Genomic DNA, 24,327 nt, shown 5'->3' on the forward strand with positions numbered 1-24,327 from the left:
GAAAGTCAACCGTTTAAAAAAGCTATCGCAAAGGATTTTAATAATTAACGCACAATCGTATTGTGAAACTTATACAGGACACAATCCATGGATTGCTTAAGATAGAGGACTGGATGATCAAAATAATTGATACACCAGAATTCCAGAGACTCAGGAGGATCTCCCAAATAGGTTTTGCAAATCTTGTTTTTCCCGGTGCAAATCACACGAGGTTTGAGCACTCTTTGGGAGTTATGGAGATTGCACGACGTCTTGTCGAAAGGATGGAAATTGACGAAGATGAAAAGATGGAGATCGTAGCTTCAGCCCTCCTACACGACATAGCTCACTTACCTTTTTCACACTGTAGCGAATCCGTTGTTGAGAGACGTTTGGGACTCAATCATGAGAATGTCGAAGTCGTGCTAAGGAAAGGCGAGATAAAAGACGTTTTGAGAGATCTGGGATTTAACGTTAGGAAAATGATCGCTCATATCAAAGGTCTCTCAGACTGCAACGTCGTAAAAGGAGACATAGATGCAGATAGAATAGACTACCTTATGAGAGATTCACATTACACGGGAGTTGCTCACGGTGTTTTTGATGCACAAAGACTGATAAACAAGATAGTTTTTGTCGACAAGAAGATCGTTATAGACGCTGGAGGTTTAAGATCTGCCGAATCTCTCCTTATCTCGAGGTTTTTAATGTATACGACAGTTTACTACCATCACGTTTGCAGAATAGCGAGGAAGATGTTCGAAAAAGCTTTGGAGTTCTGTATAGAAGAAGGAAACTTAAAGCCAAGAGAACTTTTTCACATGGACGACTTTACAACCATAAATTTCCTCAAAGCGAGCGGTGGCTATCCCAAAGACGTAGTTGAAAGACTTCTCAACAGGAAACTGTTTAAGAGAGCGTTATACGTTGAGATCAAAAGAGTTGGAGTCAACTTAAACAGAATTGATCCCAGTAATGCGGAGAGAGAAATTGCGGAGAGAGCTGGTGTCGATGAAAAATATGTAATCGTTGATATACCTAAGCTTGCAAATGGTGAAGAATTCGAGGCTCTAGTTTTGGTTGGCGGGGAGATGAAGAGACTTGACGAGGTGTCAAGTCTGGTTAGGGCCTTGAGAGAAGCTGAGAAGAACAGTTTGATGTTAGGTGTCTACACACCTAAAGAATTCGTTGATAAGGTAAGTAGGGTAGCAGCAGAGTTCTTTGCTGTAGATAAAACTTATCAATCCAAGCTCTTCTGATAGAGCTCCTTTCTCCTCGCTTCGAGGAGGTTTTCTGGTTTTCCAGCAAACTCCGATGCGGATTTCACATCAACTCCAAGCTCTTCAGCTTTTTTCAACAGATTTTCCACTTTAGCTCTCCAGTTCAGATCTCTGAGGAGATGATGATCCAATACGAGAACTTTAACGCCAGTTTTTTCCAGAATCTTATTTAAATTTTCTAGAGATTTCTCCAGCAGTTTACGACCGAATATGTGAGGCATGTATGTCATAGGACCATCAACAAACAGCACGTCAGGATCCGAGGAAATTACGAATTCAACTTGCTCATTCAAAGGCATTCCTTCAACGTCCGATGTAAACAAAAACTTGATGTCCTCCTCTACTAGAACCTCGAGGACGTATCCTAACTTTGAGTCTTTGCCATGAGGAACGGGTTTTGAAAAAACTATTCTGGTATTTCCAAACTCGAATTCCTTGGAATCGGCAAATTCTACTTTTGCCTTGAGTAAACTCAGAAAGTAGTGTGCTCTTCTCATCTGACTGAAGTTTATCGCATTCTTAGGATGCTTGACGAGTAATATTTTATCATTTAGCACTTCTGGCTCGTTAGGATTGTGGTGATCGTAGTGATAGTGCGTTATTATTACGACATCCGCATCCTTCAATTCTTCTTTAATCTTACTCCAAAGCTCCTCCTTCTTTCTTAACTCGAGCTCATGTGGAGGTAAACCGAACCTCTTTGGTGCTAAAGCAACACTTGGATCTATAACGATCTTCACGTCTTTCGTCTCAATTGCGGTACACATACTCCTAGCTCCAAACGAATCAAACGCTATTGGCTTTATTTTCATTGGCAAAAGTAGCGATAAGTTTTTATTAAGTTTGGTGCTAGCAAGAGATGCGGGGGTTGCCGAGCCAGGCCAAAGGCGGGGGACTCAAGATCCCCTCCCGTAGGGGTTCGAGGGTTCAAATCCCTCCCCCCGCACCACGCTCATCTAATCACCCAATATCACGACTTCCTCAAACTCATTAAGCTCAAAGACATTTCTGATAAGGAAAAGAAGAGATATGCTACCGCCGTCGATAATTTTTTAGCTGAACTTTCATACACGCTTAATGATGAAAAAATAATTAGTTATATAAACCGATTAAAAAGTAGATACGCTCCGAGCACTGCCAGAAAGAGGATAATCTACATAAGGGCATTTCTAAAGTACATAAACCATCCCTTAGCCGACAAAATAGAAATCCCGAAAGTTCCGAAGAAAAGAAAAATCGTCATAAAGCTGGAGCACATTAGAGCCTTACTCAAAGAGATTGATAATAAGCTTCAGGACCCTTACAGGTTGAAGTTGAAGTCTGCGGTGTTGTTGTGTGCAACGTCTGGATTAAGGTCTGAAGAGTTGTATAAGTTAAGACTTGAGGACGTAGATGTAGAGAACAGGACGATATTCGTTAGGGCTGAAATAGCAAAGGATTACGAAGACCGAATTACGTTCTTCAATTTAGAGGCTCAAGAGGCTTTGCTTGAATATCTGTCAGCAGTCAAGCTTAAGCCGAAGGATAAACCATTTAGCGCCAAGTCTATTTATCATCACTTTTCCAAGCTCAATACGAGGGCTGGAAAGGTCAAGTTGAGGATGAAGCACATGCGTAAGTTCTTCTCTCAACAGTCAGATCGTTTGGGGATGCCTACAGCCATTAAGAAGATATTGATGGGCCACGTTATCAGCGACGAGGAGTTTGTAATTCCAAGAGGCTTGGATGTTGATTTAACGCATTACGATTTTCAGGATGAAGAGGAACTCAAAAAGATATACGACAAATATTGGAGAGATTTTAGGATAGATCCACGTGGACGTCCACAGGTTGAGTGAATTAACTAATTCGACGATTGACTAATCAACCCTATTCTTCCTCTTTTAGCCGAAAGCGAATTTTATAACCCTTGTTTATGTTTGGGTTCGTGACCTGGACCTAACAGGATCTTACGGGTTCCAGTTGCTCGAGAAGGCCCTGAATTACTACAAATGTCGAAATTTATAAGTTCCAGAGCATTTCGAAGTCTGCGATTTTTCCGGCTGTAGACCTCTTAGACTTTGGCTTGGCTTTAGACTTGGATCTACCAGTTTTATTGTTCATCTTTTTGAACTTCTCTCTCGCCTCGTCCACGACCTTTATAGCCTTCCTCCTCTTAGCTCCTCTGAAGTCTTCATCTCTCATGACCACCAACTTAAGCAGGTTCAGCCTCGTGGCGGCTAACCTTCTTGGTATTCTACCATACTCATAATCACTCAGTATCGCGTTAGCTATCCCTTCAACCTCTTTCAAGCTATCAAGTCCCTTCTTCCCTACATCTGGAACTCTCTTACCCAAATACACGTTTTCCCTACCCATTTTCACCACCTCAACAATTTTCTCAATTCCTTACCAATCTCGTCGAGGAGATCATCAACCGAATGAACGAACTTCTTCCTACCGTTAATTTTCAACCCGAAGTAGTTCCCTTCGGGTTCCAGCCAAAAACTGCCATACAATTTCCTCCTCTTCGGCATTCCAACCACCTCAGTATCCTCTATTACGCAATATCAGGTTGACAATAACGGGAGTAAACGACAGGGCTATGAACACGTAGAGGAGCGGTTTTGCGAGCTCGGGTAGCATAGCTTGTTTTATTTCCGTCGGCGTGCTCGGTAATAGAGCTACAGCCCAATAGAGTAACAACAGCAGAGCGGGCAGTAGACTGTCTTCGGTCCAGATGTATATCCCAAGGAGAATCAGTCCGAACACTAACAGTACCACGAAGGGAATGAAGTTGCTCCAGAGGTTGATCGTAAGAGGAAGAAACTTTCCTTGAAGTGTCAGGTTCATCAAACTCTCGGCTATCGTCCCATTTATCATTTAAATCACCTCTCAACGCTCCTACCGCTTATAAACTCGATTATGGCGGCGAGATAGCTGAACCAGACCACCGCAGTCAGTCCTGTAACTATAAAGCTCGGCAAACCCCAAGAACTGAGCATGATTGGGAAGAGCACCGTAGCGTAGAACATAGCTTGTATGAACCAAGGTAAGCTCCTAACGAAGTCACCCAATGCGTAAAATACGTCGGTTACGGGATTTGATCCGTACTGATTTGCGGATTGAACCTGTTCGTGTATAGTATTTGCCCAAGTAGGATCGTGCATGGCGCTGTAACCTAAGTCTAACGCGTTCAGCATTCCTATGATCAGGTTAAACACGAAAATAAACCCGGCAATCAGATAGAACTTGCTCATTTCTTGTATCCCTCCTCTAACTTACCTAATATCGCCATTACAACAATCAAGGCAATCACGGCACTGCTTACGGGTAGCCAGCCAAAAATCCACACGAGCCCTGCACATATTGCGAAGGCGAGTGCGCCAGTTCTGCTGTTTCTCTTGCTAAATAACCCTGCAAGGCAGATTAAACCGCCAAAGGATATTAAAGTCATAATAAAGTCCTGCGAATAACCGGTTACTTCTTCTCCAGGTAACAGGTTTAGTACGTCTTGTAGGAGTCCTGTAACGTTTCCTACGATCTGTCTTCTCTCAAACGTTACGTTATCTCTCGTTATGTTTAGCACTACCGTATAATATTTGCTGGAATCTGGCTTAACGAAAGCAAGGGCGTAATCGTTAGCTGTGCTCGAATCTTCGTATACTAAACTGCCCGATTGGTTATATATCCGTACAACTATCTTTTGCGTCTTGTATTCTGTGTCGTTGTAATTAACTACGATCTTGTCACCAGCGTCTTGGATACTGTAAGTTACGTTTAAAGGCGTGTCAGAAATGGCGTTAGGAAATACGTTTATGACTTTAGTAGTTGATTCGACAGCTGTAATCTCTCCAAAGGATCGTTCTACCGCATTTGCTGGATCCCAAACGCTTATGAAGTATTTACCGTTGAATTGCAAAACTACTGAGGCTTTACTCTCTACGTCGAATGTATCGCTGAAGATCTCGTACTTGCCGTTGTTAATGACTTTTGTTATTATTAAAATTGGGTTATCGTACAGGTTGTATATGTCGTTTAGCTTGAACGTGAGCAAGACGCTCGGCTCATTCTGGCTTAATATTGCTACGGACTTCTCTACTAACTTTTCTTTTTCAAGCTCTGTAACGTAATATCTCGTGTAGTAGCCATCTTTGGCAACTCTTATAGTATACAAACCGTATTGAGGCACGTCAGCATGGAACAGGACAGCCTCTTTAGTAATTGAATCGACTTGGGGGCTAATGCTGTGGTTTGCGTTGAATATGGTAGCGTTGGCGGTTATCTTCTCGCCAGTTGATTCGTCGTAGAATTTGACTCTCAGAGCTTCATACATTGCTTTGATTTCCTCATCGCTGAGAGCACGGTTGTAGATGCGGACTTCGTCTATAATACCAGCGAAAAATTCCACGCCTTTACAACCTATGCGTAATGAATCGGTAGGAATTACAACAGGTTCTGGGCAATCTCTTGAAGCTATAAGCTCACCATTTGCGTATAACTTTACGCTATTGTTTGGATAATCGTATACTACGGTAAGGAAATACCACTTGTTCAAATCCAGTTTGTAAGGATCGTGAAGATAATAATGTCCTCCTTCAGTTCCATACCACTCGAAAATCGGCATTTGGTTTGTGCTCCATTCCGAAAAAGCCCAACCTTCTCCACCACCACCATATTGTGCAAATCTACCCCAGTCTTTCACTTCAGTAATTTTCACCCATAGTGCAATGGTAAAAGTCTCATTTTCTTGTAGGCTTTCTGAATTGGGAATCTCAACATAATCATCCTCTCCATCGAATTCAAGTCCGTAACCGTAACGCCCGACAGTCCAGTTTGCACCGTAGATATTACCGTTATTACCGTTCCCGCTCTGATCGTCGGCTTGAACCTTGAGAATGCGGATGTTATCTATGTATGCTTGTATGCGATCGTTAGAAGTGGGAGCATACCATTGAAACTTTATGTCTTCACCAGCTGGAACAGTCACACTTTCGTTTAGGTATTTTCCTCCCGTATAGCTCTTTACGACAGAACCGCCTACCAGCACTCTTAACTCTCCGTTGTTTACCTTACCAGAAACAAATACATCATATGTTACTACTATCCTGTAACCGAATGCCTCGTATATGGCTGCCTCATCGCCACTAATATCTCCATACAAGCTGTATTCTCCATCCGTTTTCCAATTTGTTGAATAAGATAGTGATCCGTACGAATTGAAATCTTCACTGTTGTTGTCGTCATATAATGTCTGCTCAAATCCAAAATGGTAGAATTCGTAATCGTCAAAACTCAATCTTAGCACGAGTGAAGGGTCATCCGCTAACGGCGGTGTTACTCCAGCACTCGCTACCCCTACCACCCCAAACAATACAATAAAAATTAGTGAAAATAATTTCAGCTTCATCTACCACCCCACCGACCTGTTTTTCTTATCGCATAAGCCACAAACCAAATTCCGAGTCCGCCGAAAACAGCGTAGGGAATCAGGTTCCAGTTCTTGTCAAAAGACGTAAGCACTTCCTGTGGAACCTGTGTCAAGTCGAAAGCTTCTCTCGCATCCACGAATATGAAGTGATAAGTTAGAAGATACGCAATGCTAAAAACGAATAGAGTGAGTATCAGCACTATTGCGCCCCATGCCACACCTCTCTTATCTCTTCCTACGCCTACCAGAAGATTTACGACCCTTCTTGCCATTTCTACCACCCTTCTTCTTACCTAACTTAATCCCGAGCAACTGGAACGGCGTAGCAACAGGATGAATGTATAACCAGAAACGGTAGCGCTCCTTCGTCTTTCGTGAGCTTTTCTCTGTCTTAGCCGGCCCTATAAGTGATTTAGGTCTCATACCTGAACCGCCGGTCGGAGAGGATGGAGGAGTAGAAATTATCGGACTGCTTGGAGGACTGCCAAAGCTACCAAACGATCCAAAACTTCCACTTGAACCTCCTCCACCAGAACCTCCGCTACCTCCTCTTGATCCACCTGAACCACTTCCACCAGATCTGCCGGAACCTCCTCTACTGGATCCACAAGAACCTCCTTTTCCTCCGCCTGAAATTCCTCTTGAACCAAAGCTAAATCCTCCTTCGCCCAAGCTAAACCCAAGATCGCTAAATAATGAGCCTATACTACCCATCCTGTAAGGATATCTGGAACCGACAGATCCCAAACTCGCTCCGAAGAATCTTCTAAACAGACCTAAACCAACATCGTAAGGTGTAATGTATCTAACTCTACCGTATTCCTCGTTGTACCTGATAACGTCCAACTCCTTGAAACCCTCTTTAGGAACTTCTACCTCCTTTACTCCTTCTTTTACCGGTATTTTCTCCCACTCTGATATGTGGATCTTGTGATACTTCTCACCGTATCCTAACTTTTGCAAGGCCCTGCCGAGCCGAGTGCCTTCAAGCCAATCTGGTAGTGTGCTCTGTTTGTAATATGTAAATCCGACATCTCTAACTTTTTTGAGAATGGTTCCAGGATACTCCAAATCTGGAACTAAGTTGCTTCTGAACCTTGCAGGAGTTATTACTTGCCTTTCCGTGCTAAGCCCGAATACATTTTCACCCGGAATAAACGTCTCTCCAGATAGTTGTCCCGTTCTTACCTGATACTCGGCAAAGCTTTCTCCCGGTCTTGGCGGTATGTAATTCACGTAGTCGTGAGTTACGACGGCGGTTTTCTTCGGCCTTGTTAGAGAGAATTTCAGCACACTTTCACTAGTGCCTCTACCTATCCCAACGTACGCTAAGTATCCAAGAGGCTCTCCTTCTGGAGAAGGAGCGGATTGATACCAATGTAAAGCATCATATTCCTTTCTCCACCCTGTAGCGTATTCGGGCTTAGCTTCAAGGAGGACTTCTTCTCCTACCTTAGCTTTGCTGAAAGTAGGATGCTCGGTCATGTGAACTAAGGTGGCTTTCCTTCCAGCAACCTGCTTGACGAGAACATCCGCTGTAGCTGGTTCGTATGTTACGTCAGGAACGAATTTTATACCCGGATTTTCAATGTAGTTCGGATTGAGCTTCATATCAACAAGAGCTTTTGCCTTACCTAATGGTCCACCTACAACTTTAGTCGTTGCCCTACCCAAGACCTCTCCACCAGCTATCTCCCCAGCAACTTGACCGGCGAAGAAAGGGTTATCCGTGAATCCCAAATACAGCCTCTCTGGAACTGACTTGACCCATTCGACAAAACCAACAGCAGCATCCTTACCAGCCTGAACGGGATTGTGAATAGCCTCCTTTCCGATATGATAAACGCCCGCTCCAACGTTTACAAGTCCAGAAGCAAACCCTAAGCCCGCCAAAGCTAATCCTTCTGTGAATCTCGCTCCAAAGCGCATGACTGGATCGTGCAATTGAGAAGCAATCTTGTCTCCCGTAACTTCTATATCCAATCTTTTCTGAGTTATCCAGTTCTGAGCTTCGTTCACTTTCTGCTCCACTACGTCTTCCTGTGGTTTAGTATCGACGGGATGTAATTGTCCTTGTGCTACAGCTTCGACCCTATCCAGTGGACCCTGCGATTTTACGGGTTCCATGTGGACGTCCTTAGTTATTATCTTGACACCGTATTTCTTCTCGATCTCTTCGGGAGATGTTCCTTTTCTAAGTTCGTGAACTATTTTCTGTTCGAGCTCTTCGTGTGTTTTAGATTCACTCGGCGAACTCGATTTGCTACCGCTCGAACCTCCACTGGATGGACAGCCCCACAGTCCTCTCCCTTTACTCACTTGAGGAGGAGTGGAACTTTCTTTGCTTGGGGATCCACCAGATGAAGATTTTGAAGGTGAGCTTGATGGGTGTTCACTACCACCGCTAGACTTTCTTGACGGTTCTCCACCAGATGATCCTCCGCTCGGTCTCCCTGATGCTCCCCAAAGTCCTCTTCCTTTCGTGTATGAAAATCCTCCTGAGTAGTGTCCACCGGATGATCCACCCGAGTGATGTTCTCCACTCGATCCGCCACCATGACTTGATGAACCGCTTGAAGAGGAGCCTGAAGAGGATGAGCCTGATGGACTTGATTTAACACCAGTCCCATAACGGCCCGTATTACCACTCCAACCTAACGCCAATCAAACCACCTCCTCCAAATCGACTATACCATCAAGCTCATCGTCTAATTCCTCCTCTTCTCTAATCAGCTGAACGAGAATAGGCGTAATGATGCCCCTCGGCGGGAACTCGAACTTTGCCCAAGTTCCAGTGTTCTTATCCTCTATGAATGCCTGACCCTTATCGGCAAACTTCACCTTGGTCTTGTCGAGAACAGATTCTCGATGTATTTTGGCGCCAGCCATGTAAACGTAGTACATTATCTTTCCGAGGATCCTCGAATCGATGTCGGTGATAACCTGCGTTGCGCTGTACAGGCTCTTTCTCTTCTGTCTAAAATACCTCAAACTGTTCATCAGGAAGGAAACCATGTAATACTTGAATCCCTTGCAGTAGCGCTCCGCTATATCATCAAACTCGTCGAATAGAAGGCTGCAGAACCGTTTATCTTTCATCATTTCGTATATGAAGCTATACCAGAACGCATGCCTAACTGTCATCAGAGTGTCGCTCTTCACCACATCGGCCTGCTTGTATTCTCTAAAGATTGTTATGAGATTTCTGTCACAATATTTTGCCTCCCAATCTAAGCTCGGAGGATAAACGACGTTTATCATTTCGTTGTCTGCCTTCTCGAAGATTTCTTTGACGGTCCTGTAAGGCTCAAGCTCGTAATACTGCCTTATGCTGTCCTCCTCGAATACTACCTTGTCGTTTATGTGGTGAAAGATCCTGAATTGAGCCCTTCTATCGGCATGATGCCACTGATCTACCTCTCGCCCTCTCCAGAACACGACCTCTCTTCCATCAGCATACAAATAGTCCAATAAATGTAAGAGGAACGTTGTTTTTCCGGATCCCATTCCTCCAGATATGAGAACCGTAACTCCCTGCTGAAGCTCAAACTTACCGTCTGTTATCTCATCAATTAACTTCTCCGCAAAAGTAACCTTAAGACTCACCAACAACACCTCCTCTTTTCTTCCATTTCTCCTCCAGCTTCTGCTGGAAGTTGAGAAGCTCCTGAAAGTCGATCAGATCGTTTTCGTAGATTATCACGAGAAGTTCCTCGTGAATCCTGCTCGCCTCAATCCACGCCAACGGAATCGTTTTAGGATTATAGACGTACTCCATGACGTCGTACAGCCTTTCTCTCAGATTCTTCACCTTTCCATCCTTTAAAACGGCTGAGACGACTGCTGAAGTATGATTTAGCTTTTGAATGTACTCTGTAAGCCCTTCTCCCAACACTAAAAGACTTCCAACGAGATCTGCAATGTAGCGCTTGATACTCTGATTAACCACTGCGATCACCTCAAGGACTGCTTATACTAATAGGAACGCTCTGCTTGACACTCTGAACGGCGTGCTCAGTAGTTCCCGGTGCGAACATGCTAAGCATTATAATCGCAAAAGCAATGCCTGTAACAACCATGAATACAGCAAAAGCCGTTCTCAGTACATCTCCTCTCTGTCTTGCTGCGAGTTCAGCTTGGACCCTTGCGTTAATTCTTGCTCTCAAGTTTATCGGATTCAAGTGGAGGAGCATGTATTCGAAAACATCCTTGACGTTCAGTATGTACCCTACGACCTTTGCGGGACCGACACCCGGTATCTCTACCTCTTCCTCGTACTTTCCGTCGGAAGCCAATTCAACCAATTTTTTATCTTCTTTTTTAACCTTGTACTGCGGAACTTTCACGTTGTTTATCTCTTCGATCTGCACTCCGGGCTGATTGCTCTTATTCTTGTACTTGACGAAATCTCTCAGCTTAATTCCAAGCCTTTTCAGGACTGACGTCTTAGCAGCAAATTCAATCGGAATAGTAGCTCCTACCTTGCAGAATCCTATAGCAAGAGGAACTCCTGCAAGAGGTCTGAAGCTGTCAGGAATCGCAACGAAGTCACCGTATTTCTTACTCTCAAACATTCCTTCCTTTATTTTACCTCTAAGAAGCTTCCATCTGCCTTCTTCGGTCAATATGAGTAGAAGCTCGTCGCCTTTGAGTTTGGCTAAGAAGTGCGTTAGTACGGGTCTGGACCAGAACATTATCCATAGCAAAATAACTGTCAGGAACACGTTTCCAAGCAAAGAGCCCATCAGAGCGAGTATCAACTGCTCTACGAATTGCATACTACCACCCCACAAGACATAAACTTAGCTCGCGCCTCCAAAACCATCCAGAGCGCTAACCCGAAGGTAAAAGCCAAACCAATCAGCGTTAGAATCTTATCTGAAAGTTTAGTCAGCATAAATATCACCCGAACATTTTGCTAAACAATCCCTTGAACACTCCTCCCTTCCTCTGTTGAACCGGTATAGCTCCTTCAAGTTCCTGTGACATGACGAGTTGCTTGATCTGAGTCGTTTGCATTCTCCTTTCGAATCCATCTACAGCCCTATCTATCGCTAAATGCAATAGGAACTCGATGTTTTCCAAAATGGTGTAAAAGGCATGATCCACTCCGTCAACTACGGGATAGTTTTCCAGAATTTTGTCGATCTGGTCGCTGATCCAACGCTTATATATTATCGCCTGTGTCTCGCTTATTCTACTCGTAGAAATAAACCTGACGTTGTTTACTAAGCCCCAAAGAGTGCTCTTGAACTCATCTGGAACGTATAACTCAATTATATCGTAAAGATATCCGTAGATATCTCTCTCGTTAAACAGGCTTTGCAAATACTTCAATTCCCTTGGATCGACAGGTAGATTTTCAGGTAGGTTTTCTGCCACGTATATCAACCTCCTCTACAACCTCCTCAACTTTCCTAAACGTCAGAGCGTAGAACTGAAACATCCCGACGAGGGCTAAAGCCAAGCATAGGTAGGCAAGAGGAGTTTCCGCGTAGCTGACTTGGATAAGTTTAGCTGTGTTGTTCACTGAATCGTAGTAAACGGTCGTGTAGGTTATTCCAAAGCTTGAAATGCCTTCCAAAGCGAATATTACCATAGCCAACAAAGCGAATAGAGGATGCTTCGTCCTCTTGACAAATGACAATACTATCAAGGTAAATCCAAGAACCATTAGTGTTATGTAGATCGCAACGTCCACTTCGACCACCTAAAATTGTTGTAAAGATCAGCCCCGCCGAGGGGCTGAGGCTACGTTTCATCTGGTAGCCTCAATCACGTCTCGTCAAGAACGCAAATCCACCGACTACTGCGCCGATGATTACACCGAACACCGTAGCAAGCAATGCGAGAGGTGTAAGCTGGAAGCTCTTCCACACAGTAGACACAGTCTTGTTGTAGGCTAATTCAGCATCAGGATTACCTGTCGGCGGTGAGATGGTGTTCTGAGCCTCACTGAACATTCCAATACCCAACATTATTATCAGACCTGCAGCTACCAGAGCGATGATCAAGCTGATTATCTGCATGCTTCCTCTCCTGTCAGCCAAGAACACCGGATGCAACTGTAGCGAGTAGATCTTCATAAGCCATTTTTCGATCAGAGATGTCCCTGTTCTGGCTTTGAAGTAGGCATCTACTACCGTGTATATTGCTCCTACTGCTACGGCTATCAACACCGCCACCACTACCAACGGTAACATGCTCCCACCTCAACATTAGTTCGTAATTATAATAAATAAATTTTTTCAGAGAATAGTCCAGCTTTCAGCAAGGCTTTCGCTATCTTATACTAAATACTTAGATAAAGATGCTGAACTGTCAGCTGGAAAATCGAAGGCACGAGAGTTTTTGTTTTAATTTCTTATTAAAAAAGAAGATTTGATTAAGCGTAGTATTATGGCGAGGCTTTCAATCCAAGGAGAGTTTTAGTCGTTTTTTAGAAAAGATAGAAGTGCTGGTGATGGTAGATCACCCGCACTTTTTCGACCGGTACCACCTTCGTGAATCACCGACCCATATAATCCTGCTTGATGATCTCGACAGCCTTAAAAAAGAGGTTAGCAAACGATCCTTCCTTCTTCATAGTTTGTATCTTTAAAGTAAATGCTTTGTAATCCAGATCGTACTTACTCACTACCTCCTTGATAGGCTTTCCTGTAATTATAGAAGTAATGTAGAGCTTTACCGCACATAGATCGCACAGCTTGCCTACTCTTCCTAAAGGCTTACCACAAACAACACAAACACTATTTTCCTTGAATAAGCCCTTCCTCCACCCATTCTTCTTCCTCATACTCTCCCAACCTCCACTTCTTTATGAGTTGAGGAGGCAGAACCGAAACCTTACCCCAAACATTCAGATACTCTTTCGTGATCTCCTCAGGCGTAAACTTCCTGTAGAACTCCTCCGTGACCTTCAACCTCAGGGTCCTGAGTAACCTCTCAAGCTCGTCGGTGTCGTGACCTGCAATTGCGATCCTGTAGACGTCGTCAAAACCGATCCTTGCGGAGTGAATCGCAAAGAATTTCCTGAACGCTTTGAGAGGTAGTAACTGCCTACCCTTCTCTCTGACCCTCCTCCAGACGTACCTTATACTTCCATCGGGAAAGAGTTCTTCCCTCTCGGCCCTTTCCATGAGCTTCCCGAGAAGAGCCTTAACCTGTGGATGCAAAGGTATGACTCTTTTCGTGTGCGTTTTGCTCTTTTCCGCTGGCAGGATAAAGTAGTCCATTTTCAAATCAATGTCTGAAGCTTCAATCCTTTTGAGTTCCTCCGGGCGGAGACCAGTTGAGGCTGAAACTGCTACAGCTGTTATGGCTGTAAGCCTTGGAACATGCTTCATAGGCGTTACAAGTATGTTCATAATTTGCCTGTGGACGTCCTCAAGCTTGATGTCATATATGGAGCCTTCCTCCGCAAACGTGCTCTTCTCCCTTTTCTTATCCACCTTATCTACAGCCTGTTTCAGGATCCAGATCATGTTGGTGTAATCGTTACCGTGCAGGTTCTGCAAGAACTCAAGGAACCTCACAGCAGGGTTGAGATACTTAGAAGGATCCTTGCACTTCTCAAGTCTATCGTTTGCATACAGGATCAGCTTCTTAGGAGTTAGACTGAATTCGCAGAAGTTTAAGAAGTGCGTAACCTTTTTGCGGTAATCCTCAACGGTTGCCGGTCTTTTCCTTGCTAACGTCTTTAGGAACAGTTCCAAATCCTCTTTACTCACGACAACCTCCTTGGAGAATATAACACGACCGGCATTCTTCATTGTTATCACCCGATTTTAACTTTGAGTCCAAGCTTATGCACAGCCAAAAGAACGTGATACGCATTCACACCATTAACCCTGCGGAGAATTTCGTTTACACTAACCCGTTCTACACCCTGCTTCTTTAATCTCTCCAACTCGTTTATTATTTTCCTCAGACAGACGCTTTCCCTTATATTACTTCCCAAGTTCCCACAAGTCTCTTTCCAATCCGTGTAAATTGCAAAAAGTGTCGGGAAATATCTGTTTACTCTGGAAAAAGCGTGATATTTACCATCATCGTGCAGAATCCTAAACATTAGTATTTCACCATTGCAAACCTGCCCCAAGTTCAATCTGCCAAATCCACCGCAACGTGGACACTGGACATAAACACTTAACCTTCCAAGCTTGTTTCTCATGAAATAATACTTAATCCCGTTTATTTCCTTCATAGATTGCTCAATTATACTCATGCCCATCCCTCCACTATTACCAATATTATTATACTAAAAATCAATGAAAATATAGCTAAGAAGTCAAGCCTGTCCATTGGACTCGCCCTCCCTACACCTATTGCCGAAAACAACGCTTAGAATTGTTCGAATTGTTCTTTTCCTCTTAACAACCGGTCTCTCGAAATGGTGGCAGAGATATTTTAAAGCTGGAATCTCAGCATTGCAAGACTCTTTCAATTGTCTGAAACATTCTTCACAAATGTACCCTTCAACTATTTCTCCATTAAATTCAGCTCTTAGCTTTGGCGCTGTGTATGGCTCAAATGAGTAGACCGCTACTGGTGTTCTACATATCGCACAGACAAACCTAAACACATATTCCTTTACCCACATCAGAATCGACCTCCCATAGCATAATCGATTTTCCTAGCGTTCTTACGTAAAATAGCGTGAATAGTATCTGCTAGCTCGGCTTGAAGCATTTCTGGAAAACCAAGCTTTGATAAGCGCTCTAAGTACTTGTTCGTTTCTCTAATCACCATCTCATATCTGCTCTTCGGCAAGGCATCCTCTATGAAGGCAAACACTTCCTCAATAGAATCGTACCCTAAGTAAAACTTGATAGTATTCAGTTTGTCGTAGATGTCCAGGAGATACCTTATAAACCGATACTCGTTCATCCCATGCTCCTTAGCTAACTTCTTTAACTTCTCCTTATCCTCTTTAAGAACTCCCACCGTACTAAATCCCATTTTCATACACCTCCTTAATATTAATAAGAGTTGTTACTACTTCTTCAATTTCGTAACATTTACAAAATTTTTGTAAAAACAGACTCTTCTCCTTCCTCTTCAACTCCTTTACAACTTCTTCAACTTCAAAGAGATTTTTCTTCTCCTTCTCCTTCTCCAAGCTAACTACAACCATATTACTCCAACCTCCTTCTTTATCTTCTTCTAATCTAAATCTTCTTTAATTTAATTAATTGGAAGAAAGTCTTTTTCATCACCTCCGAAAAATAATTTTTGGAGATGTTTTCTGAGAAGCGTTCTTCTTGTTGAGGTTGATGTTGTCGATGCGGTGTTACTCTGCACTTTTGCAAAAATTTTGTAAAAGCCGTTTTCAATTGCAAATTTTTTGCAAAAAATGTCGGTGTATTTTGATTGCATAACCGGGCTTGTCAAGGCAAATCACCTCACTTCTTTAACAACTTCCCTCCTCTTCCAAGCCTCCTCGACCTCTGTGAATATATTGACGTCAAGGAACCTTGCAAACTCTTCGCTCAACTGGAACCTATCGCATGCTGGAGAATCGTCACCCTTATCCGAATCGAAGATGCATTCATGAGCTTCGTGGTCGAAGTTCCTGCAGAAGTAACAGACCTTTCTAAAAATGAGGTAAGGAAACGTCATGGCTGATCACCACGCAAGGATCGTGCTCAACTCCCTTATCAACTCCTTTCTATCTAAGAGCAGACCCTGACTAATAGGAATCTTGACGAATCTGCCGTTCAACTGCTCGTACTTGTCAGTGACGTGCTCCTCGTTGTAGACTTTCAGCAGGTCCAACTCGAGCAGGTGGTACATTCCGTTGGGAAGCTTTGTAAGGTAGTAAACCGGAACATTCAGCTCGAGGCTGAAGTATCTTAGCACGTTGAACTGTGACTTTGGAACCTTAATGTAGCCGTTGAGCTTCCTCCTTACCTTGAGCTCGAAAATCGCCTTGAACTCGTTGCCGACCTTGACGATCTTGTCGATGTCGTTCACGGTTATGGCACTCCTCTCGATCCCTGTTTGGTCTATTAAGCTGGAGAATTGAACTTGAAAGTTTATTTCCGTCAGCCTGTTTACTATATATCTGAGTGCATTGAGCTCGAACTCATCTTTTGCACTCTGTTGCATGCTCCTAAGCACTTTCTGAACCTTGCAGATCACTTTGGAAAATCTAACTGGCTGTTGGTAAAAGGTTTCCATCCTCATAACTCCTCAACTCCGAAGAAATCATCTATTTTCTTCAAGCAACCCTTGAGAACTGCTCGTATTGTGATCAAATTTTGTTTAACCGTGATCGGTGGCTCCCTCTCATCGTAGATTTTTAAAAGCATACTCAAGCCGTCGTTGAGCTTCACGGCATGCTCCTTGATCCTTTCACTTAACGTTGTCATGCCTTAACACCCTTTAGAGAGAATTTAGATCGACTACCTCTATCTCAATCCCAGCCTTCTTGAGCTCCTTCTCCACTTGCCATCTCGTTGCCGGATCTTCGAAACTCATTGCCTCCGGCTTTCCCGTTTTCACGTGCTTCCCTACGATCTCTATCATGCCCCATGGCACATACCTGTACGCCCTCTCTACCCTTATCCCGTACAACACCAACTCCGAAACCTTTTTTACCTCTCCTCCTAACTCATTCAACGGCTTTCACCTCCTCTCCTTTCTCCTCCCGACCCGGATTCAAATCCCGGGAATGACGGGGGGAGCCTGAATTCCTGAATACTTCAACGAGCTCAGAAATGATATCACCCATCTTGTCCGCGATTTCGTGAAGTTTCTTGGATAACTCAGGATCTTCCGTGGCAAACCTTTCTCCGGCCTTTCTGACAAGTAGTTGTGCAATATTCATGTTGCTGACCAATACTTGCAAAACACCTCTCTTATTGGCAGTTTCCACGAAAAGCTCCATTAAATCACAATACTCGCCAACGATGATCAACTCTCAACACCTCCTTTTTCCTCTCCTTCCTCCTCCTGGACAGAAGGATGACGGGAGGAGCTTGAGAAATCGGAAAGTCTTTTAAAAACGGTATTACCGTTATTTTCATACCAAGCCGGGCGAATAGTCTTCAATCGAACTTCTGTGAACTTACTAAGCTCTCTAATCAAAGAAAGGGTCTTTTCTCCTCTTGGTTCTGGAAGCTTACAATTGTGGTTGTCATAACCAATGTAAACGAATTTAGGACTAAGACATCTTATCCAGTAAACGAATGTTTCAAGGTCAAAATCTAATATCGGCTCGATAGTCACATAGTCAATCAGATTTGGAGTTATCCACCTATCTTCGGGCTTTGGTGCTTTAGAAATCTCTTCATACTTTTTGAATCTGCTTGGAGTGTTAAATTCGTCTAAATTCGTTTCAAGCGTTATTCCAAGCAGAACATTCTTCGGAAATCCACAAATGTCGTTTAAAGCTTCAAAAACCCTTGGGTCTTTCGTTTGCAGATAAAACGTCTTATCATCATGCTTTTCAATAGTCTCTAAGATTTGCTCAAGCCATTCAACCTTCGCAAACGCTATATCTCCATAAGCACACGCAAAAACAACCTTAGCTTTTGGAACTTTATTAAGCCTCTCCGGGTGAAAATGTGGTTCATACCTGTAGCAAAGCTCACACCTTCTCTTTTGCCTCTTAGCCTGTCTTTGGAAGCTTGGCTTACAATAAACACAACCAAAACGACATCCAACAAACGGATTCCACGTCTTTACTCCCTCATACATCCTACTCAATCCTCAACACCTCCCTTTTCCTCCCTAACCTCCCTCCCGGAGGAATGACGGGAGGAGCGTGACGGTTGCCAAACCTCAGTTAGAAAACGCCTAATAATGTCCCTGACAGCTTCAGAGTCGTGTATATGCCCTTTTTCTTCCTTATACATCTGCACGAGATTATACAACTGATCAGGAAGCCTAACACCAACGATTTTGCTCATGTCTTATCACCAAACATGTTTACTTTTTCTAAACCTGTTTGTAACATAGCAAGTATATAAGTTTAACGATTCGTAAACATGTTCATGATTAGAAAACACATCGATTTAAAGGAAAGAAGTAGTGTATCTTTATGCAAGTTGTTGATGATTACGACCTCATCAAAATAGTCACGAAATCACCAAATCTCAAGATACTTAATGCTATAAAGTCTGGAAAAAAGCGTTGGAGCGATTTTGAGAAAATACTCAATAAAAGACAAGTTAGTGAAGCTCTAAAAGAGTTAATCGACTTGGGATTAGTTAAAACAGTAAAGCATGTTCGAGGTTTGAAAGAATATAACACGTATGAATTAACAGAGCTTGGAGAGTTAGTTCTTGAATATTTAGAAAAAGCTGAACTCGCACTAAGGGAATTAAGAAGAGATCAGGAAAAGGATAGAGACGATGACAGTGAAACCAGCTTTTTTGAAGAATACATGAGAAAGAAGGGATGGATTAAGGTTGATGAAGGCGAAATAGATTAATTTGGAGGGATGGGTTGTGCTCATCCCTGTTAGATGTCCGCATTGTAAGGGAAAGTTTTGGGTCGAATTTTCGATTAAATATGAGCTTTATAAGTATGTAGAAGCTATGAGTGAATTAACGAGGATTCACATCAAGGATGCTATTGTTAGAGGAGTCTGGACGGATGAAGAGGTAGCCTCCGAGGTTCAGAGGACTATAGCATCTCTTTTGAAGAGAGGAGTTCCACGAAAGCAGGTAGTGGAGGAAGTAGCTCAGCTTTACGGAATTCCTCAGGTTCACGTAGATGAGTTAATCGAGAATTTACTGAGTAAGGTTCCTGAGTTGAATGGTGTGAGGTGAAATAAATGCGAAAACTGATTGCAATAGCATTCTTAATTGGGTTGGTATCTGCCTTAACAGGATGTAGCGAAGTAAACAAGCTTGTCGGATCGATCTCAGGAATAACAAAGGAGGGTGAGCTAAAAGCATTTCCAGTTACAGTAAACTATGAAATCAAATCTGGAACATTCGCTATGAGAAAAGTGTATATGTTGAGGCTAATCTTCCATAATCATGGATCTGAGAGCTACAGTTTTGCTATATCTGCACCAGTAGTAGTCGATTCCTCTGGAACGACGTATAACTGTCTGCTTTGTACAGCGGAATACATAACAATCTATCCCGATCAAAAAATTGTGAAAGAGTATCCGTTTGAGAAATTGCCTGATTCTGGTAATCTCTACATAGATGTTTATGTTAAAGATGAAGAGACAGGTAGATTCAAGAAATCTGAGACTTTAAAGCTTTCATTACACAAGACGAGTTAGTGATCCAAGATGAATGAAAAAGAGATTGCGAAGTGGGTAGTCAGATACACGAACATAGAACGGAAGAAGTATAAGCTAAGACGTTTAACTGGTCACAAAGCCTTAATTAGAGCCTCTATCAAGTATAGCAGGCTCTTAAGTAGAATCCGCAAATTAGGACATCATTTTGACGGAGATCCATTAAGTAGAGCATCTCGCGAAGGTTTTCCATCCACTTACATTGGTGAGAATTGTGCATTAGTCTATGCTGAAAGAAACGAACATCCTAAGGCAGTTGCAAAGAAAATCGTAAATCTATGGATGAAAAGTCCTGGACACCGCAGTAATATTTTGAATTGTAGGTATAACAAGATAGGAGTAGGCATATCTGCAAGATGGAGTAAAAAGCGTAGAATGTATGAGGTTTATGCCGTTCAGATGTTTGGTTATCAGCCTTCTTTGAAATCTACTATAGCTCCGTCAATACTTTCCATTATTGTAGGCTATATACGAGGCACGGTTTCTATACTTGCATTAATAGCAATTATCGCAATCATTTATTTGATAGTGACGACGATACGTGCATATTCACATATATAAATTATAAGGTGAAAATAATGAAGAAGAGGACGAGTGTTTACATTGATTCTGATTTGCTTGCTAAGGCTAAGGAGAAAAAGCTTAATCTCTCAGAGTTGCTTGAGAGGGCTATTAAAGAGGCTTTAAAGAGTGGGAAATTACGCTCAAGATCCCCTCCCGTAGGGGTTCGAGGGTTCAAATCCCTCCCCCCGCATGTTCTTAAAATTTCTCTGAGTTTTTCTTCGAGAATTGAGTTAATGTTATTTGATTATCAATTCTTTAAGAGTGTTTTGAATTCTATTACAAGTGAGAAGGATTTTGGGAACTTGAGATGGCTTGCTAATAATGTTAAGGATATTGAATTTGATATTGGAAAGCACAAAAGTTGCATAATTGGAATTTTCCAACACGAACAGTTTGACTAACAGTAACATTAAAATACCATGATTAATTCTGATAAATTTGATGCATGTGGATGAGTTAATCAGCAGGTTAAAAGAGCTGACTGAAAACAAGTATTTACAGTGCATACAGTGCGGAACATGCGGAGGATCGTGTCCTTACGGGATGTATTCACCTTACACTCCGAGAAGGATGATTTTGGCGATAAGATTTGGCTTGATTGAAGATATTATAAGCAGTAACGCTCACTGGCTCTGCACATCCTGCCAACTCTGCTCAAGCAGATGTCCAAGTAGAATACCAATTACAGATGGAATAATTCCTGCTCTAAGAGAGCTTACGCTACTCGAGGGAAATCCGCCAGAAGAGCTTTCAATGGCTTTAATGAACATAATGCGTTACGGTAATCCCTTTAAGGAATCTCCGAGAAAGAGAGGTGATTGGACTAAGGAGCTGGACTTCGAAGTTCCGCTTATGTTAAAGAAGAAAAAGGCTGATGTTCTCTTCATAACAGAGTGCTTCGGAGCTTATCATAGACGTTGTAAGCAAGCTACAAAGGCCTTGGCTAAAGTCATGAAGGTTTTAGAGATAGATTTCGCAATTTTGGGGCATGAAGAGCGTTGCATAGGTGATCATGCTAGGTTATGTGGAGAATTTGGATTGTTCGAGGATTTGATCGAAAAGAATTTGAAAGTATTTAGCAAATACGAGTTTAACAAGATTGTTACACATGACGCTCACGCTTTTAACGCTCTAAGAAACTTCTATCCCCAATACGGTTTAAACAAGCCAGTTCTGCATCATTCTCAGCTGTTGCACGAGCACTTAGAGGAATTGAAACCTCTGTTCAATGAACTCAATTACAAAGTGGCTTTCCACGACTCCTGCTACTTGGTCAGAAAGAACGGCATTTACGAAGAGCCGAGAGAAGTTATAAGAGCCATACCAGGCGTTAAGCTCATTGAATTCAAGCGAAACAGGGAAAATGCCCTGTGCTGCGGAGCTGGAGGTGGTGGAGTATGGCTCGACAGCGTCATAAGGGAATTCGTGAAGGAGAGGCTGGCTGAAGATAGAGTTAGGGAAGCTAAGCTTGTAGGTGCAGATGTAATTGTTACAGGTTGCATTCTGGATATTCCGATGTTTGAAGACGCTTTGAAAGTCACCGGCTTAGATGGAGAGATTGTTGTAAAGGACTTAGCTGAGCTTGTGCTTGAAGCCATAGAGGGTGGTGGTTGAATGAATATTGGAGCCATCGTAAGAATCGTCCCTGACTTAGTCGAAGGTGTCGAAGTTACAGAAGAGGAAGTAATACCTTTTAGGTTTGTTCCAAATGAGAGAGATGAGCATGCTGTGGAGGAGGCTTTGATATTCAAGCAGAAGTGCAATGGAACTGTTGAAGTCATAGGGTTAGTTGATGACGAACTTAGAGACGACGAAGCGATAGAGGAAGCTTTGGCGATGGCCTACGCTAAGGGAGCCGATAAGCTGAGGAAGATTGTGTTGATGAGAAAGACATTTAACAGACTTGAAGTTGCAAAAGCTATCGCTGAGTATTTGAAAGGTTACGATGTGATTATGATTGGTATTCAGTCAATTGACAGTTTTGCAGGATATTTAGGCGGTGTTTTAGCTAGCATGTTGGGATATACATATATAGGCGGTGTGGTAAGCGTAGATTTGAGAGGTAACGATTTGGTTGTCCAAAAGGAGTTTGGTGGAGTTTTTGGAGAATATAAGGTTAAAGTCCCAGCTGTTTTGGGAATAGTCTCCGCAGAGAAGCCGATAAGCTTTGTTCCACTGACAAAACTTAGACAGGCTATGAGGAGTATGGAAGTTGAGGAAATAGAAGTTGACGTGCCAGAGATTGGAGGAATCGATGTTTTAAGGTATTATGAGCCAGAAAAGCCAGAAATAACAATAATTGAAGGGGATGTGGAGGAAGTGGCAGATAAGCTTGTTGAAATGCTTAAAGCGTTATCAATCATCTGAGGTGATTGCATGATCTTAGTGTTTGCCGAAGTTATCGAGAACGAGATTCAAGACTTAACATACGAACTCGTGGCTTTGGCCAAGCAACTTGGAGATTATAAGGTTGTGGTTGTAGGGGCAGAGCTTGAAGGTATAGATGGCGATGTTATTCAAATTGACGGCATACTCCACCCCTACCACTATAAAATTGCGGAAAGATTGTTTGAAAAGTATAATCCTGAAGCTGTGCTCTTTGCAAACGCTCCTTTCGGCATGGACTTAGCTCCACAGCTTGCGGGTAAGCTAGGTATTCCACTAGTCACAAACGTCGTAAAGGTTGAGAACGGCGACAGATTTAAGGCAACATCTCTCGTCTATGGGGGTAGAGTTTTAGTTGACTTAGAAGTGGATAAGCCGGCAATTTTTGTAGTTAACAGAGGGTACTACGAGCCAGTCAAGGGAACTCCAAACGTTAAGAATGTTGTTATCAAAGTCGAAGACGGAACGGAGCTTTTGAGAGTTATAAAGCCTGAAGAAGCAGGAGTTGACATATCAAAAGCTGATGTAGTCGTTAGTGTTGGCAGAGGCGCTGTCGACAGCTTAGATCTTGCGGAGGAGTTAGCAGAACTCTTGAAAGGAGTGATTGCCGGATCTCGACCAGTGATAGATCAGGGGTTACTGCCAAAGACGAGGCAGGTCGGCAGAAGTGGCAAAACTGTAACAGGTAAGCTGTATCTGGCTTTAGGAATAAGCGGTGCTACTGAGCATGTCGAGGGTGTAAAGGCAAAGAACATAATAGCGGTAAACATAGATAGGGATGCTCCAATCTTTAGAGTTGCAAACGTAGGTGTTATTGCAGATGTGAACGAGCTCCTGCCAGTGCTAATTGAGAAGGTTAGGAAGGTGACTGAAAAACCCTAAGGTGCGAAATATGTCAATTCATCTTCTTATTCTCGCCACAACTGCCCCATCTTTCACGATATCAGAAGGAGATACCAAAAGTAGATGCTTTTCATCTCCTCCACCGCCATAGACCCTCTCATTTTCGAGAACTCTTTCATCAAGGATTACCTTACAGTCATGTCCTATAGGCGGAACACCACCAGCTGGAAATCCAATTAAATCTAAGACTTCATTTTTACCAGCAACTCTCACCTTCTTTCCGACCAGCTCTTCAACTCTTTTTAAATCAACTGATGACGTACCGTCAACAATTGCAATCACCGCTTCATCTTCTGCAGCGAGAACGATTGATTTAACTATCTGCCTTTTACTGCAACCAAGCTCTTCAGCAGCTTCTTTAACGGTTGAAGCCCTTCTGACTTCTATGATCTTCGCATTGATACTTTTCTCCTTAATGTAGTTCTTAAGCCACTCAACACCCTTCATTTTCTCCCTAATAATCCTAATACCTTATGAATATTTCTCAACCCGCTCAAACTAAGTATTCGACTATTTGGATTAGTTAACCACTCCTTATGGTA

The 24,327-nt window shown here is 42.8% G+C and carries 39 protein-coding genes and 1 tRNA gene; 11 read left to right on the forward strand and 29 right to left on the reverse strand.

The genetic code is table 11. The features are described 5' to 3' along the window. The first annotated feature begins 62 nt into the window (after window positions 1–62). Window positions 63–1,238, forward strand: coding sequence for an HD domain-containing protein (locus ARCPR_RS04400; RefSeq protein ID WP_012940284.1), 1,176 nt, complete (start codon window positions 63–65; stop codon window positions 1,236–1,238). On the opposite strand, the gene ARCPR_RS04405 is transcribed toward ARCPR_RS04400, so the two are convergent. After that, window positions 1,220–2,071, reverse strand: coding sequence for an MBL fold metallo-hydrolase (locus ARCPR_RS04405; RefSeq protein ID WP_012940285.1), 852 nt, complete (start codon window positions 2,069–2,071; stop codon window positions 1,220–1,222). The genes ARCPR_RS04400 and ARCPR_RS04405 overlap by 19 nt on opposite strands. Before the next feature lie 49 nt (window positions 2,072–2,120). On the opposite strand from ARCPR_RS04405, the gene ARCPR_RS04410 reads away from it, so the two are divergent. Further along, window positions 2,121–2,208: transfer RNA gene (locus tag ARCPR_RS04410), tRNA-Leu, on the forward strand. A 307-nt stretch (window positions 2,209–2,515) separates the two neighbouring features. After that, window positions 2,516–3,097 carry a site-specific integrase gene (locus tag ARCPR_RS10000; RefSeq protein ID WP_280959709.1) on the forward strand — a complete coding sequence of 194 codons (582 nt, stop codon included), beginning with the start codon at window positions 2,516–2,518 and terminating at the stop codon, window positions 3,095–3,097. Between the two features lie 163 nt (window positions 3,098–3,260). Here ARCPR_RS10000 and ARCPR_RS04420 read toward each other — a convergent pair whose 3' ends face one another. From ARCPR_RS04420 to ARCPR_RS04545, 27 genes are all read right to left on the reverse strand, one after another. Next, a complete protein-coding gene (locus ARCPR_RS04420; protein ID WP_012940286.1) occupies window positions 3,261–3,617 on the reverse strand; it encodes a hypothetical protein in 357 nt (118 codons plus the stop codon). A gap of 2 nt (window positions 3,618–3,619) precedes the next feature. Further along, the gene (locus ARCPR_RS09755; protein WP_012940287.1) at window positions 3,620–3,775 is read right to left on the reverse strand and encodes a hypothetical protein; all 156 of its coding nucleotides are present in this window, start codon (window positions 3,773–3,775) and stop codon (window positions 3,620–3,622) included. A gap of 10 nt (window positions 3,776–3,785) precedes the next feature. After that, a complete protein-coding gene (locus ARCPR_RS04425; RefSeq protein WP_048084407.1) occupies window positions 3,786–4,121 on the reverse strand; it encodes a hypothetical protein in 336 nt (111 codons plus the stop codon). Window positions 4,122–4,126: 5 nt separating this feature from the next. Beyond that, window positions 4,127–4,498 carry a hypothetical protein gene (locus ARCPR_RS04430; protein ID WP_012940288.1) on the reverse strand — a complete coding sequence of 124 codons (372 nt, stop codon included), beginning with the start codon at window positions 4,496–4,498 and terminating at the stop codon, window positions 4,127–4,129. After that, window positions 4,495–6,603, reverse strand: a complete 2,109-nt coding sequence (locus ARCPR_RS04435) for a LamG domain-containing protein (RefSeq protein WP_245526158.1) — start codon at window positions 6,601–6,603, stop codon at window positions 4,495–4,497. Before ARCPR_RS04435 ends, ARCPR_RS04430 begins: the two co-directional genes overlap by 4 nt. A 41-nt stretch (window positions 6,604–6,644) precedes the next feature. Next, the gene (locus ARCPR_RS04440; RefSeq protein ID WP_012940290.1) at window positions 6,645–6,941 is read right to left on the reverse strand and encodes a hypothetical protein; all 297 of its coding nucleotides are present in this window, start codon (window positions 6,939–6,941) and stop codon (window positions 6,645–6,647) included. Further along, window positions 6,895–9,333: a hypothetical protein gene (locus ARCPR_RS09760; protein WP_187286425.1), complete on the reverse strand. Its 2,439-nt coding sequence runs from the start codon at window positions 9,331–9,333 to the stop codon at window positions 6,895–6,897. Before ARCPR_RS09760 ends, ARCPR_RS04440 begins: the two co-directional genes overlap by 47 nt. Beyond that, window positions 9,334–10,275 (reverse strand): P-loop NTPase family protein, encoded by a 942-nt coding sequence (locus tag ARCPR_RS04455; protein WP_012940292.1) that lies wholly within the window; start codon window positions 10,273–10,275, stop codon window positions 9,334–9,336. Further along, a complete protein-coding gene (locus ARCPR_RS04460; RefSeq protein ID WP_012940293.1) occupies window positions 10,265–10,618 on the reverse strand; it encodes a hypothetical protein in 354 nt (117 codons plus the stop codon). The genes ARCPR_RS04455 and ARCPR_RS04460 overlap by 11 nt, the downstream gene beginning before the upstream one ends. A 10-nt stretch (window positions 10,619–10,628) precedes the next feature. Further along, the gene (locus tag ARCPR_RS04465) at window positions 10,629–11,447 is read right to left on the reverse strand and encodes a hypothetical protein (RefSeq protein WP_012940294.1); all 819 of its coding nucleotides are present in this window, start codon (window positions 11,445–11,447) and stop codon (window positions 10,629–10,631) included. 124 nt (window positions 11,448–11,571) lie between these two features. After that, window positions 11,572–12,051, reverse strand: a complete 480-nt coding sequence (locus ARCPR_RS04470; protein WP_012940295.1) for a hypothetical protein — start codon at window positions 12,049–12,051, stop codon at window positions 11,572–11,574. Next, window positions 12,032–12,370, reverse strand: coding sequence for a hypothetical protein (locus tag ARCPR_RS04475; RefSeq protein WP_012940296.1), 339 nt, complete (start codon window positions 12,368–12,370; stop codon window positions 12,032–12,034). Before ARCPR_RS04475 ends, ARCPR_RS04470 begins: the two co-directional genes overlap by 20 nt. Window positions 12,371–12,440: 70 nt before the next feature. Further along, window positions 12,441–12,872 carry a hypothetical protein gene (locus ARCPR_RS04480; protein ID WP_012940297.1) on the reverse strand — a complete coding sequence of 144 codons (432 nt, stop codon included), beginning with the start codon at window positions 12,870–12,872 and terminating at the stop codon, window positions 12,441–12,443. Between the two features lie 305 nt (window positions 12,873–13,177). Further along, window positions 13,178–13,465, reverse strand: coding sequence for a hypothetical protein (locus tag ARCPR_RS04485; RefSeq protein WP_012940298.1), 288 nt, complete (start codon window positions 13,463–13,465; stop codon window positions 13,178–13,180). Then, window positions 13,419–14,441: a site-specific integrase gene (locus tag ARCPR_RS04490; protein ID WP_012940299.1), complete on the reverse strand. Its 1,023-nt coding sequence runs from the start codon at window positions 14,439–14,441 to the stop codon at window positions 13,419–13,421. Before ARCPR_RS04490 ends, ARCPR_RS04485 begins: the two co-directional genes overlap by 47 nt. Before the next feature lie 5 nt (window positions 14,442–14,446). Next, window positions 14,447–14,896: a hypothetical protein gene (locus ARCPR_RS04495; RefSeq protein WP_148208675.1), complete on the reverse strand. Its 450-nt coding sequence runs from the start codon at window positions 14,894–14,896 to the stop codon at window positions 14,447–14,449. Between the two features lie 63 nt (window positions 14,897–14,959). Next, window positions 14,960–15,271, reverse strand: coding sequence for a hypothetical protein (locus ARCPR_RS04500; RefSeq protein WP_012940301.1), 312 nt, complete (start codon window positions 15,269–15,271; stop codon window positions 14,960–14,962). After that, a complete protein-coding gene (locus ARCPR_RS04505) occupies window positions 15,271–15,630 on the reverse strand; it encodes a hypothetical protein (RefSeq protein ID WP_012940302.1) in 360 nt (119 codons plus the stop codon). Before ARCPR_RS04505 ends, ARCPR_RS04500 begins: the two co-directional genes overlap by 1 nt. Beyond that, window positions 15,620–15,805, reverse strand: coding sequence for a hypothetical protein (locus tag ARCPR_RS04510; RefSeq protein ID WP_012940303.1), 186 nt, complete (start codon window positions 15,803–15,805; stop codon window positions 15,620–15,622). The genes ARCPR_RS04505 and ARCPR_RS04510 overlap by 11 nt, the downstream gene beginning before the upstream one ends. Window positions 15,806–15,855: 50 nt before the next feature. After that, window positions 15,856–16,062, reverse strand: coding sequence for a hypothetical protein (locus tag ARCPR_RS09620; RefSeq protein ID WP_148208676.1), 207 nt, complete (start codon window positions 16,060–16,062; stop codon window positions 15,856–15,858). Window positions 16,063–16,068: 6 nt separating this feature from the next. Further along, complete coding sequence (locus tag ARCPR_RS04515) at window positions 16,069–16,290, reverse strand: hypothetical protein (protein ID WP_012940304.1); 222 nt, start codon at window positions 16,288–16,290, stop codon at window positions 16,069–16,071. Window positions 16,291–16,296: 6 nt separating this feature from the next. Then, window positions 16,297–16,857 carry a hypothetical protein gene (locus ARCPR_RS04520; protein ID WP_012940305.1) on the reverse strand — a complete coding sequence of 187 codons (561 nt, stop codon included), beginning with the start codon at window positions 16,855–16,857 and terminating at the stop codon, window positions 16,297–16,299. Continuing rightward, complete coding sequence (locus ARCPR_RS04525) at window positions 16,854–17,042, reverse strand: hypothetical protein (RefSeq protein ID WP_012940306.1); 189 nt, start codon at window positions 17,040–17,042, stop codon at window positions 16,854–16,856. Before ARCPR_RS04525 ends, ARCPR_RS04520 begins: the two co-directional genes overlap by 4 nt. Before the next feature lie 13 nt (window positions 17,043–17,055). After that, window positions 17,056–17,292, reverse strand: a complete 237-nt coding sequence (locus tag ARCPR_RS04530) for a hypothetical protein (protein WP_012940307.1) — start codon at window positions 17,290–17,292, stop codon at window positions 17,056–17,058. Further along, a complete protein-coding gene (locus ARCPR_RS04535) occupies window positions 17,285–17,590 on the reverse strand; it encodes a hypothetical protein (protein ID WP_012940308.1) in 306 nt (101 codons plus the stop codon). The genes ARCPR_RS04530 and ARCPR_RS04535 overlap by 8 nt, the downstream gene beginning before the upstream one ends. Then, window positions 17,587–18,372, reverse strand: coding sequence for a DUF5131 family protein (locus ARCPR_RS09355; protein ID WP_012940309.1), 786 nt, complete (start codon window positions 18,370–18,372; stop codon window positions 17,587–17,589). The genes ARCPR_RS04535 and ARCPR_RS09355 overlap by 4 nt, the downstream gene beginning before the upstream one ends. A 5-nt stretch (window positions 18,373–18,377) precedes the next feature. Further along, complete coding sequence (locus ARCPR_RS04545) at window positions 18,378–18,584, reverse strand: ribbon-helix-helix domain-containing protein (protein ID WP_012940310.1); 207 nt, start codon at window positions 18,582–18,584, stop codon at window positions 18,378–18,380. Window positions 18,585–18,715: 131 nt separating this feature from the next. On the opposite strand from ARCPR_RS04545, the gene ARCPR_RS04550 reads away from it, so the two are divergent. Genes ARCPR_RS04550 through ARCPR_RS04585 form a run of 8 tightly spaced genes read left to right on the forward strand, consistent with a single transcriptional unit; the run spans window position 18,716 to window position 23,764 of the window. Beyond that, on the forward strand, window positions 18,716–19,108 hold the full coding sequence (locus ARCPR_RS04550; protein WP_012940311.1) for a winged helix-turn-helix transcriptional regulator: 393 nt from the start codon (window positions 18,716–18,718) through the stop codon (window positions 19,106–19,108). Between the two features lie 16 nt (window positions 19,109–19,124). After that, the gene (locus ARCPR_RS04555; RefSeq protein ID WP_012940312.1) at window positions 19,125–19,448 is read left to right on the forward strand and encodes a beta/alpha barrel domain-containing protein; all 324 of its coding nucleotides are present in this window, start codon (window positions 19,125–19,127) and stop codon (window positions 19,446–19,448) included. A gap of 5 nt (window positions 19,449–19,453) precedes the next feature. Beyond that, the gene (locus ARCPR_RS04560) at window positions 19,454–19,915 is read left to right on the forward strand and encodes a hypothetical protein (protein ID WP_012940313.1); all 462 of its coding nucleotides are present in this window, start codon (window positions 19,454–19,456) and stop codon (window positions 19,913–19,915) included. A 9-nt stretch (window positions 19,916–19,924) separates the two neighbouring features. Then, the gene (locus ARCPR_RS04565; protein ID WP_012940314.1) at window positions 19,925–20,494 is read left to right on the forward strand and encodes a CAP domain-containing protein; all 570 of its coding nucleotides are present in this window, start codon (window positions 19,925–19,927) and stop codon (window positions 20,492–20,494) included. 17 nt (window positions 20,495–20,511) lie between these two features. After that, the gene (locus ARCPR_RS04570; protein ID WP_012940315.1) at window positions 20,512–20,898 is read left to right on the forward strand and encodes a type II toxin-antitoxin system CcdA family antitoxin; all 387 of its coding nucleotides are present in this window, start codon (window positions 20,512–20,514) and stop codon (window positions 20,896–20,898) included. A gap of 40 nt (window positions 20,899–20,938) precedes the next feature. Further along, window positions 20,939–22,111, forward strand: coding sequence for a (Fe-S)-binding protein (locus ARCPR_RS04575; protein WP_012940316.1), 1,173 nt, complete (start codon window positions 20,939–20,941; stop codon window positions 22,109–22,111). Then, the gene (locus ARCPR_RS04580; RefSeq protein ID WP_012940317.1) at window positions 22,112–22,864 is read left to right on the forward strand and encodes an electron transfer flavoprotein subunit beta/FixA family protein; all 753 of its coding nucleotides are present in this window, start codon (window positions 22,112–22,114) and stop codon (window positions 22,862–22,864) included. 9 nt (window positions 22,865–22,873) lie between these two features. Beyond that, the gene (locus ARCPR_RS04585; RefSeq protein ID WP_012940318.1) at window positions 22,874–23,764 is read left to right on the forward strand and encodes an electron transfer flavoprotein subunit alpha/FixB family protein; all 891 of its coding nucleotides are present in this window, start codon (window positions 22,874–22,876) and stop codon (window positions 23,762–23,764) included. Between the two features lie 18 nt (window positions 23,765–23,782). Here the strand turns inward: ARCPR_RS04585 and ARCPR_RS04590 are convergent, their stop codons facing one another. Continuing rightward, complete coding sequence (locus tag ARCPR_RS04590; protein ID WP_012940319.1) at window positions 23,783–24,232, reverse strand: aminoacyl-tRNA deacylase; 450 nt, start codon at window positions 24,230–24,232, stop codon at window positions 23,783–23,785. Window positions 24,233–24,327: the final 95 nt, after the last annotated feature.

The organism is Archaeoglobus profundus DSM 5631, from assembly GCF_000025285.1.
Taxonomy (GTDB): Archaea; Halobacteriota; Archaeoglobi; order Archaeoglobales; family Archaeoglobaceae; genus Archaeoglobus_B; species Archaeoglobus_B profundus.

Excerpts from the sequence above, each read along its gene's own strand:
- ARCPR_RS04515 (WP_012940304.1), bottom strand. The coding sequence starts at position 16,290 with ATGACGTTTCCTTACCTCATTTTTAGAAAGGTCTGTTACTTCTGCAGG.
- ARCPR_RS04480 (WP_012940297.1), bottom strand. The coding sequence starts at position 12,872 with ATGTTACCGTTGGTAGTGGTGGCGGTGTTGATAGCCGTAGCAGTAGGA.
- ARCPR_RS04495 (WP_148208675.1), bottom strand. The coding sequence starts at position 14,896 with ATGAGTATAATTGAGCAATCTATGAAGGAAATAAACGGGATTAAGTAT.
- ARCPR_RS04565 (WP_012940314.1), top strand. The coding sequence starts at position 19,925 with ATGAATGAAAAAGAGATTGCGAAGTGGGTAGTCAGATACACGAACATA.
- ARCPR_RS04550 (WP_012940311.1), top strand. The coding sequence starts at position 18,716 with ATGCAAGTTGTTGATGATTACGACCTCATCAAAATAGTCACGAAATCA.
- ARCPR_RS04510 (WP_012940303.1), bottom strand. The coding sequence starts at position 15,805 with ATGGTTGTAGTTAGCTTGGAGAAGGAGAAGGAGAAGAAAAATCTCTTT.
- ARCPR_RS04560 (WP_012940313.1), top strand. The coding sequence starts at position 19,454 with ATGCGAAAACTGATTGCAATAGCATTCTTAATTGGGTTGGTATCTGCC.
- ARCPR_RS04490 (WP_012940299.1), bottom strand. The coding sequence starts at position 14,441 with ATGAAGAATGCCGGTCGTGTTATATTCTCCAAGGAGGTTGTCGTGAGT.
- ARCPR_RS04590 (WP_012940319.1), bottom strand. The coding sequence starts at position 24,232 with ATGAAGGGTGTTGAGTGGCTTAAGAACTACATTAAGGAGAAAAGTATC.
- ARCPR_RS04585 (WP_012940318.1), top strand. The coding sequence starts at position 22,874 with ATGATCTTAGTGTTTGCCGAAGTTATCGAGAACGAGATTCAAGACTTA.
- ARCPR_RS04580 (WP_012940317.1), top strand. The coding sequence starts at position 22,112 with ATGAATATTGGAGCCATCGTAAGAATCGTCCCTGACTTAGTCGAAGGT.
- ARCPR_RS04525 (WP_012940306.1), bottom strand. The coding sequence starts at position 17,042 with ATGACAACGTTAAGTGAAAGGATCAAGGAGCATGCCGTGAAGCTCAAC.
- ARCPR_RS04520 (WP_012940305.1), bottom strand. The coding sequence starts at position 16,857 with ATGAGGATGGAAACCTTTTACCAACAGCCAGTTAGATTTTCCAAAGTG.
- ARCPR_RS04505 (WP_012940302.1), bottom strand. The coding sequence starts at position 15,630 with ATGGGATTTAGTACGGTGGGAGTTCTTAAAGAGGATAAGGAGAAGTTA.
- ARCPR_RS04575 (WP_012940316.1), top strand. The coding sequence starts at position 20,939 with ATGCATGTGGATGAGTTAATCAGCAGGTTAAAAGAGCTGACTGAAAAC.
- ARCPR_RS04570 (WP_012940315.1), top strand. The coding sequence starts at position 20,512 with ATGAAGAAGAGGACGAGTGTTTACATTGATTCTGATTTGCTTGCTAAG.
- ARCPR_RS04425 (WP_048084407.1), bottom strand. The coding sequence starts at position 4,121 with ATGATAAATGGGACGATAGCCGAGAGTTTGATGAACCTGACACTTCAA.
- ARCPR_RS09355 (WP_012940309.1), bottom strand. The coding sequence starts at position 18,372 with ATGTATGAGGGAGTAAAGACGTGGAATCCGTTTGTTGGATGTCGTTTT.
- ARCPR_RS04465 (WP_012940294.1), bottom strand. The coding sequence starts at position 11,447 with ATGCAATTCGTAGAGCAGTTGATACTCGCTCTGATGGGCTCTTTGCTT.
- ARCPR_RS04405 (WP_012940285.1), bottom strand. The coding sequence starts at position 2,071 with ATGAAAATAAAGCCAATAGCGTTTGATTCGTTTGGAGCTAGGAGTATG.
- ARCPR_RS04420 (WP_012940286.1), bottom strand. The coding sequence starts at position 3,617 with ATGGGTAGGGAAAACGTGTATTTGGGTAAGAGAGTTCCAGATGTAGGG.
- ARCPR_RS04545 (WP_012940310.1), bottom strand. The coding sequence starts at position 18,584 with ATGAGCAAAATCGTTGGTGTTAGGCTTCCTGATCAGTTGTATAATCTC.
- ARCPR_RS04440 (WP_012940290.1), bottom strand. The coding sequence starts at position 6,941 with ATGGCAAGAAGGGTCGTAAATCTTCTGGTAGGCGTAGGAAGAGATAAG.
- ARCPR_RS04500 (WP_012940301.1), bottom strand. The coding sequence starts at position 15,271 with ATGTGGGTAAAGGAATATGTGTTTAGGTTTGTCTGTGCGATATGTAGA.
- ARCPR_RS04485 (WP_012940298.1), bottom strand. The coding sequence starts at position 13,465 with ATGAGGAAGAAGAATGGGTGGAGGAAGGGCTTATTCAAGGAAAATAGT.
- ARCPR_RS09755 (WP_012940287.1), bottom strand. The coding sequence starts at position 3,775 with ATGCCGAAGAGGAGGAAATTGTATGGCAGTTTTTGGCTGGAACCCGAA.
- ARCPR_RS04430 (WP_012940288.1), bottom strand. The coding sequence starts at position 4,498 with ATGAGCAAGTTCTATCTGATTGCCGGGTTTATTTTCGTGTTTAACCTG.